The 8,783-nt window shown below is 74.5% G+C and carries 1 pseudogene; it reads right to left on the bottom strand.

Annotation, left to right across the window (positions count from 1 at the left end):
* Window positions 1-8,783, bottom strand: a pseudogene (locus ACJOT3_RS28825) (hypothetical protein); the annotation flags it as partial.

The raw sequence follows: 8,783 nt of genomic DNA on the forward strand, positions 1-8,783 counted from the left end.
CGGGACCGCCTCATCCGCGCGCAGGACGGCGTCGGGGCCGGGCGTGGGCAGCGGTCGCGCCGGGGAGCCGCCGGTCTGCGCGGTCGGTACCGGTCGCGGGGGCAGGGGGCGGCCCGGGCCGCCCGAGCCGCCGGACCTGCTCGGGCCGCCCGAACCGCCGGGCCCGCCCGAGGTGCTCGCGCCGGGGGTGTCGCGGACGGGCGGTGGCGTCCGCCGCGCCGGGCGGCCGCCGTCGTCCTCCCTCCCCAGGAAGGGGAACGCCTGCACGGGCCCGGTGGGGCGCAGGAGGGCGTTCATGGGGCCCTCCAGCTCCGCGGCGTGCCGGTGCGCGGCCCAGCCCTTGGCCATCTCGTCCCGGGACACGAGGGTGACGAAATCGGCGAGTTCGGGGGAGGTCTCCCGGTAGCGTTCGGCCGACTCCCGCAGGCTCCGGGCCGCCGTGAAGTGCCGGACGGCGGCTGAGCGCCGTGCGTGGGCCTCCCGGACCAGGGTCCTGGCCTCCTCCAGGCGGGAGCCCAGGTCGGGGGTGTCGGTCAGCGCGGTGAGCACGGTGATGGGCTGCTGTCCGCCGGTGGGCCGCTCCGGCACCGGGGCGGGTGCGGGGGCGTTGTCATCGTCGCGGGGCGCCCCGCTCCGGCCGCCACCGGTGTCCACGGTGCTGAGCGCGGCGACTCTCTGCCGGAGGAGGTCGGCCAGGGCGTTCGTGTCCCGGGCCAGGTCGGCGGCGTCCCGGTGGGCGGCCGCGGCGCCGTCGGCGTCGGTGACGAGTGCGGGCAGGACCCGCTCTCCCGCGGCCACCTCCTGGAGGACGGCCTCCGCGGTCCGCAGGGTGTCCCGCATGTCCTGGGCGTTGTACCTCAGGTTCGCGCGCGCCGCGGTCAGCCCGTTCACCGGAAGGCCCGGGTCCTGCCCGGCGAGGCGCAGGGTCATCTCCGCCTCGCTCAGGTCGGCCTCCCTGAGCGGTGTGAACCCGCGCCAGCGGTCCACGGCGGCCCGGGCGTTCGCGACGCCGGTGCGGCCGTTCGTCAGCAGGTTCCGTGCCTCCTCGACCCGGTTGCGGGCCTGGGCGGCCCGGGTCTCGGCCTGGGTGTTGTGGGCCTCGGCGTCCTGGTGCAGCTCGGTCGCCTGCCTGTGCAGTCCGGTCATCTCCCGCAACACCCGGGAGATCCGGGCAGCGCGCTGGTCGGTCCCGTCGGCCAGGGCATTGTCCATGTCCGTCCGGAGCCGCTCGGCCTCGGTGCCCAGGGGTGTGAGGCGGTCGCCGAGGGTGGTGGTCCGGTCGGCGGTCTGCCTCGTCGCGGTGGCGGTGGTCGCTCCGAAGCCGGTGATCCGCGCCCTCGCCCCGCTCACGTCCCCGGAGATGACGTCGAGGTCGACGCGGGTCTGGTTGACCTTGGCGGCGAAGTCCTGGATCCGGTCCGCCGCCTTCCGCGCGGCCTCCCGAGCCGCGTTCACGGCGGTCGGGCCGGTGGGGTCCTCCCCGGTCGGGACCAGGTTGAGTTCGGAGGCGAACCGCTCGACCAGGTGGTCCGACACCTGCGGCCCGTAGCCGGGCGCCGTGGCCGGTGCCGGGGCGGGCGCCGGGGGAGCGGTGGCGGGTGCCGGGGTGTTGATCGACGCCAGGGTGCCCCGCGTGCGGTTCAGGGTGGCGGTCCACTCGTCGATGCGCGTGTTGTATCCGCTCAGGGACGCCTGATAGCGCTGGACCTGGTCGTCGTACTCCTGGCGGGCCCGGGCCAGGGCCTGCCGGGTGCGCGCGACGGCCGCCGGGTCCACCGGGGCGGGCGCGGGCTGCTGTGTCCCGTCCCCGGTGGGTTGCGGGGCGGCGGGGGTGGTCGCCCGGGTGTGGGCCTGGTGGGCGCGGACGAAGTCCTGGACGGGGCCCTCCAGGTCCGTCCGGTCGCGCATGTAGTCGCCCTCGGCGTCGGCGAGGTTGGCGCGGGCGGTGTGGACGTCGTTGTTCAGGGTGAGCAGTTGCGGGGCCCGCGCGGGGTCGAGGATGCCCAGCCGGATCGCGTCGCTCTGGGTCACCCAGCCGCTGACGGTGCCGGTGGTCTCGCCGGAGGCGCGCAGGGGGCCGCCGTCGCCGCGCTTCCAGAAGGGCGTCTCCACCTTGCTCTCGGCGGCCACCGCCCAGGTCACGTCGAACTCGACCAGGTAGGCGGGGCCCGACCGGTTGTCCTCGGACTCGGGCAGCCGGGAGCTCTTGTTCGCCTCGCCCTCCGCTCTGGAGGACGCGTTGCGCGCGGTGCCCGGACCGGGCGTCGCGGTTATGACCGCGGCGTGGTCCTCGTAGACGGGGGATTCGGTGTTCACCATGGCCGGGCGGACCGAGCCCTCCTGGCCGGTGGTGGCGGTGTACCCGGCCGAGGTGTTGGAGGTCTCCTCGGTGGCCTCCTCCCGGCTCAGCCGCGAACCCGGGACGGTGTCCAGGATGCGGGCGCCGTGGAAGTCCGGCAGGGCCTTGAGCCGCCACTCGGTGTCGCCGATGGTGAGGATGGGCGTGCCCTGGGGGCGGTGCATGGCCTGGTGGAACAGGGACTTGAGGGAGAGGGAGGCGGTGCTCTGGTCGATGGGCGTGTACAGGCGGTCGAGCAGCAGCTTGTCGGCGATGAACCGGCGGGCCCGGGCCACCGCCTCGGGGGTGTAGGCGCCGTTGTGGATCTCCCCGTCCCGGTGGTTCCAGTTGAGGGAGCGGGCGACCACGACGATCGCGGTGTCCCGCAGGGTGTCCGTGCTGCCCTGGACGGCGGTGGGCAGCAACAGGAGGTCGGCGGGCACGTCGGGGAGGGCCTGGGCGTCGGCGGCCCGCCGGGCGGCGGTGGTCCGCCGGGCCCATTCGGACAGCACCTGGCCGAGCGAGTTCTGCGCGGGGTCGTGTGTGTTCGGGTCGGGCTGCTCGGGGCGTGCGGGGGGCGGTCCGGTGGCGGCCCCGCCCGTGGTCGCGATCGCCCCGCCCGTGGTGGTCGCCGTCGCGGCCGTCGCCGGGTCGGAGAAGTCGATGTAGGGGTAGGGGTAGGTGGTCCGGACCGTGCCGCCGTCGCCGCGGCCGGTGATGTTCAGCCCGTTCCGGCCGACCAGTGTCAGCGACACGGTCGTGTCCTGCTCCAGCTTCACGTAGGGGCCGAAGATGTCCAGGCGGACCTTGTGCGTCTCCCCGGTCGCGTGGCTCTGCGTCCGGCTGTCGCTGTGGCCGACGCTCCGGCCGGCGGCGGGGGTGACGAACAGGGGCCGCTGCCCGGGCTGGTCGTCCGGTCCGCTCTCGTCGCCCGTGAACGGGGTGGGCTGGAGCAGGACGGCGTCGGCGGAGAAGGACCCGCCGGTGGTGTCCGTGTCGGTGTGGGAGTCGCCGGTCTTCCAGGTGTGCGACTCGATCATGGCGTCGGAGGAGGCCATGTGGTCCACGGTGGTGGTCTGGGCGCCCACCACGGTGCGCAGGTGGACGTGCGCGTTGCGGGCCCGGCGCATCGGCCGCGGGAAGGTGGCGTCGTCCACCGGGTCCGGGCCCAGTTCGCGGACGCGCACCGGGACCGGTGTGGTGTCGTCGGTGGCGTTGCCGAGCTGGGTGGTCAGTGCCTGGAGCAGCCGCTCCCGGCTCTGCGCGGTCAGCTCTAGGTTCTGGGCGGCCAGGTTGGTCGCCAGGTCGTGCAGTGCCGCGGTGGGGTCGGCGGGCTGGGCGCGGCGGCCCGAGCCCTCGAACCCGGGGCGGACACGGGCGTGGGTGGGCTTGCCCGGGTTCGGCTGCGAGTCCACGACCAGGCTGCCGTCCTGCTGTTCGGCGACCCGGTCCAGGATCACGCCCGCCTCCTGGGCGTCGCGCGCCGACACGTACCCCGACAGCAGGTCGGAGACCTGGGCCGTCCATCCCCGGAACTGCGTGTACCAGCGGGCCGGGAACACGATGCCCCAGTTCTTCATCAGCTCCACGGCCTGGCTGATCCGCCCCGACATCCGGTAGGCGTATGCCGTCATGTGCTTGGGCACCAGGATGATCGTCGAGGAGAACGACGCGGTCACGGTGTCGGTGAGCCGGGAGGAGAGGAGGTTCCAGGTGTAGCCGGGAGCGCCCAGGGGGATCGGACGGATCGCGTTCCCGGGGGTGAGCCGGTTGTCGGGGTCGTTCTCCTGGACGTCCTTGTTGACGTAGCGGTTGCTCGTCCCGGCCACGGAGCCGCCCAGGCGGGCGTCCACGCTCGTGGAGCGGGTGGCGGCGGAGCTCATGTTCAGGGTGGTCTCGCCGACCATGATCATCTGGGCGCGGACCTGCTGGAGGTCCTCGATCGCCTCCGGTTCGACCCGGGTGGCGGTGGTGAAGCGCACGTCGTGCGGGGAGAGGAGCCCGCCGCTCATCTCCTCGCGCGAGCGCACACCGGTGCGGGAGGTCAGGCCCGGGCCGGAGGACAGGGTGTCGGACGACAGCAGGTTCTCCAGGGAGGACCGGCCCGAGCCCCCGGTCTCCAGGAACCTGCGGAGTTTGCGGCCGAAGCCGTCGAAGATCCCGTACGGGCCGCGCCTCGGTCCCACGATCGTTCGGTACGTGTTCCGCAGCACATTGCCGCTGTTCTGGCCGGGCAGGTCGGTGGCCACGCGTGTCGGGGTCCCGCCGGCCTGCAACAACTGCCGGGCGCGGGTGCGCTCGGGTGTCGAGTCGGGGTCGGCGGGCACGGCCTCGCGGAAGAGGTGGCCGCCGATCATCCGCCGGGCCCGGTCGGCGTTGAGCGGTTCGACCCCGGGCGGCGGAGCGGTGGCGGGCGCGGGCCCCCCGGCCCCGGCCGTTCCGTCGCCGGTCCCGTCGACCCCGGTCTCCTCGGCGATCGGTGGCAGCGCCGGGCGCGCGGCGGTCCCCACGGGCCGGGGTGTCACCGGAGCGGTCCGGGTCCGCGTCGTGCTCAGGGTGGCGCGGGCGGTCAGCACGGCGCTCGGCAGCGGAACCCCGGCGCCGCCGCGGGTCAGGTCGTCGGCGTCGTACTCGTGCAGGCGCGCGCTGAAGGCCACGTTGCTGTGCCAGCGGTCCGACCCGCCGGGGAAGAAGAGGTACTCGTCGTTGGTGTGGGACAGGCCCAGCGACCGGCTGATCGACCGGCCCATGGTGCCGACCAGCGAGGCGGACACCGCGCCGAACCGGGAGGGCAGGCCGCGCGCGTCCTCCTGCTCCGGGCGTATCTGCCCGAACCCCGCGCCCAGGCTGACGGTGTGCGTGGACCCCTTGCCCCGTGAGGAGTCCAACCCGGCCGACCCGCCCGAGCGCGTACCCGTCTGGGTGGGGACCTCCTTGTGGTGCTGGAGCGGGCCGAAGTTCGCGTGGACGCGCACGGTCACGGTGTCGGGACGCAGCAGTTCCTCCCTCTTCCACATCAGCTTCGGGTCGAGGGTGGCGTCCTCGGTCAGGTGGATCGGCAGCCCTTCGGGGGAGGCCAGCTCGCCCGCGCGGGAGCGCAGAGAGGACTCCGACAGTGCCTCCAGCACCCGCATGGTGTTGTCCCGGGCGATGTTCCGGCTGCGCCGGAACCACTGCCGCTCGCGCAGGGTCCGCTGGTGGAACGGGGTGTTCGCCGCCCGGCGCGCGTAGTTCGTACTCGTCCGCGCCAGGTCCGGGATGACCATGCCGGGGTGGATCCGGGCGATCTCCTGGAGCACGTTGTACGCCAGCCGCTCGTACACGGAGAACCCGTCCGGGTCCGGGGGACCGGTGCGGGCGTACCCCGTCACGGTCGCACCGGTGAAGTCGGTGACGCGGGTCTCGCGCAGGTTGAGCAACGGCGGGAGCGGGGCGTTCGGGTCCGGGACCGGCTGCCCGCCGCCCGTCCGGGTGGCCGCTCGGTTCCAGTCGAGCGCGTCCGACAGGGGGATCAGCTCGGTGCTGCTCCCCTCGAACACGGTGGGTGTCGCGTCGCCCTCCGCCTGCGCGGTGAATGCGCGCCGCACGTCGTAGGAGACGACGTCCTCGCCCTCGGCGACCGCGCGGGTCAGGGTCCGCCGCGACCCGCTCTGCTTCTGGTCGTGGGTCCTGCTCCGGGACCGGTTGTAGCTGTACTCCAGCGTCGGTGTGTCCATGCGCAGCGTGTGCCCGCTGGGCAGCTCGAACGCCGCGCCGAAACCGGCGCCGATACTGAAACCCCGGGACCGCGACCGGGTGTTGGAGTGCCCGGAGGAGCGGTCCACGGTGTCGAACTTGCTGAACTCCGACACCTTCGGCGTGTGGTCCCTGGCCGTGGCCTCCACCGGCCTGCTCGACAGCCGTACCATGCGGCTGGTGCCGTCGGGGTCGGACAGGGTCAGGGTGATCGCGCTGGCGCCCATGTTGGGCAGGTACTCCTGGAGCTTCTCCCGGGTCAGGGCCTCCCGGATGTACGAGCGCAGGGTCCCGCGCTCCCGCACCTTCTTCGCCTTGTTCCCGTCCTCCCCGCTCGGCACCAGCCGCTCGGCCACCCAGTCGCCGAGTGTCGTCCGGGTGACCGTGCCGTCCTGGGCGGTGGCCACGTGGACGACCTCGCTGAGCCTGAGCGGCAGCCCACCGTGCTCCGTCCGCGGGTCGTCGCCCTGGGAGAAGTCGATGTGCCGGGGCGCCTGCGCCGAGGAGGCGGCGACCTCGCCCTGGAGGGCCAGGGCCATCGCGTCGTGCGCGACGGCGTGCTCGGTGAACGGCCCGGCCAGGGTGGGATGTCCGTCGGGCGGGCGGATGTCCGCGGTCATCCGCAGGTCCGCCGCGTACAGGAACACCGAGGAGGCGTTCTCGATCGCGGTGGCCGCGGTGGTCTTGACGGACGCGGAGGTGGCGGTGGAGCGCGCCCCCTGGGAGAACTTTCCGCCCAGGCTGACGTTGGGGCCGATGGAGGCGCCGGTCAGGGCGTCGGCGCCCAGGAAGATCGGGTTGCCGCTGAACTTCAGGCTGAGGGAGCGGCCCGAGCCGGTGGAGTTCCCCGTCGAGGTGCCGGTGGTGTGTCCGCGCTCGTGGCCGCGGCTGAGCAGGTACTGGGGCGAGTCGCCGTCGGTGTCGGCGGGCAGCAGACGGTAGGCGTCGCGGTCCGAGCGCAGGCGCACGTCGGCCGTCCATTGCTGCTGACCGACGGTGAAGGTGACGGGGTGCCCCGTGCCCCGCAGGAAGGGCGGCACGCCCACGCGCGCGATCTCCGCGTCCAGGGCCTGGAGGAACGCGGTGTTCTCGGCGTCGGACAGCGCGGTCCGACCCGTGGTCGTGGTCCGCGTGGTGCCGACGGCGGTGGCCAGGTGGTCGGCGAACATCAGCTGCGGGCCCATCAGGCGGGACTCCAGGAGGTAGTCCAGCGCGTAGACGGGCTCGCCGGGGGTGGCGCTCGTGCCGTCCTTGGGCGGCGGGGGTCCGCCCTCGCCGACGCCCCGGCCGTCGGCTCCGCCGGTGCCCAGGCCACCGCTTCTCCGGGTGAGGGGACCGGGGTCGCCGTCGGAGTCGCTGTCGGGATCCTTGGACGCGAGGAGCCCGGCGGAGCGCTCCTTCCGGGTGGAGGTGGTGGGCTCCTTCGGCCGCGGCGGGTCCTGGGGGCCCTTCTCGGGCGCGGGGGACTCGGTCGCGGTCGGCCGCGACGGCGCGGGGAGCGGGCTCTGCGCCTCCTGGCCGAGCACTGCGTTGACCTGGACGGGCGCGCCGCCGTCGAGTGCCGTGCGGAGCCGGTCGTGGAGTTCGTCGGCGTGCCGTTCGGCGGCGAGCCCGCGCTCGCGGGCGCCCTCGGCCATCGCCGTGTACAGCGTCGACATCCAGGGTGCGCTCTCGCGTTGGAGGGCGGCCTCCCGCCGGAAGGCCCGGGCCTGTTCGAAGGCGTGGGCCGCCTCGGCGCGCGCCTCGCGCACCTCGGGCAGGAGCCGCCGGGCGGTGTCCAGGTCCGGTCGGAACGCGCCGCCGGTCACGGCCCGGAACACCTCGACCGGGGCACCGTCCCGCGGTGCCGGTCCGGGGGCCCGGACCGGGATCTCCCCGCCGTTGTCGGGCTCGTCGCGGTCCCGCCGGTCGCCGCGGCCGTCGTGGCCGGTCGGCGGCGGGGCGGCGCCCTCCGTGTCCGGGGACGCCCGCCCCACCAGGTTCTGCATCCGCTCCTGTAGTGCCTCGACCAGTGGGATCAGCCGGTTCTGCGTGGCGTCCGCGTCACCGTGCAGGGTGCCGAGCCGGTCGCGGAGATCGGAGACGCTCTCCCGCGTCGCGGTGACCGAGCCCTGCTGCCGGCTCACCTTGTCCTGCGCGGCGGCGAACAGCGCGTCCGCGTCGTCCAGGATCTCCCCGACCCGGTCCAGGGTGCCGTGGGCGTCGCCGTCGCGTGGCCGGGGGGACACCGACGTGCCGGGGACGTCGGGGCCGATGAGCCGGTCCAGGTCCGCCGAGCGGTTCGACCGCCCCTGGAAGTGCGTCTGCGCCACCTCGACGGACCGCTCGGCGGCCCGGTGGTGGGTGCGGGCCTCCAGCATCTCCGCCCGCATCCGCTGCACGGACCTTGCGGTGCCGTCGGTGCGGGACGCCACCGCGTCGAGGAGCTGCGTGATCGCGTCCAACCGGTCCGAGGCGTCCCGCGTCGTGTCCCGGAACGTGCGGCCCCACTGCCGGGCCTCGTCCTCCAAGCGGTTCAGGTCCGCCGCGGTCTCCTGGATCTCCTGGCGCAGCCGCCGGGCCTGTTCGTGCGGGGAGGCCGTGTCCTCTTCGCCGTCCCCGTCCTGCGCCGTCCGCCGGCGCAGCTCCTCCTGTTCGAGCGTGGTGATCCTGCGCTCCAGGGCCTCTCGCTCCGCCTCCCAGTTCGCGACCCGGACCGCCTCCGGCCCGG

The organism is Nocardiopsis protaetiae (assembly GCF_045446735.1).
Classification (GTDB): domain Bacteria; phylum Actinomycetota; class Actinomycetes; order Streptosporangiales; family Streptosporangiaceae; genus Nocardiopsis; species Nocardiopsis protaetiae.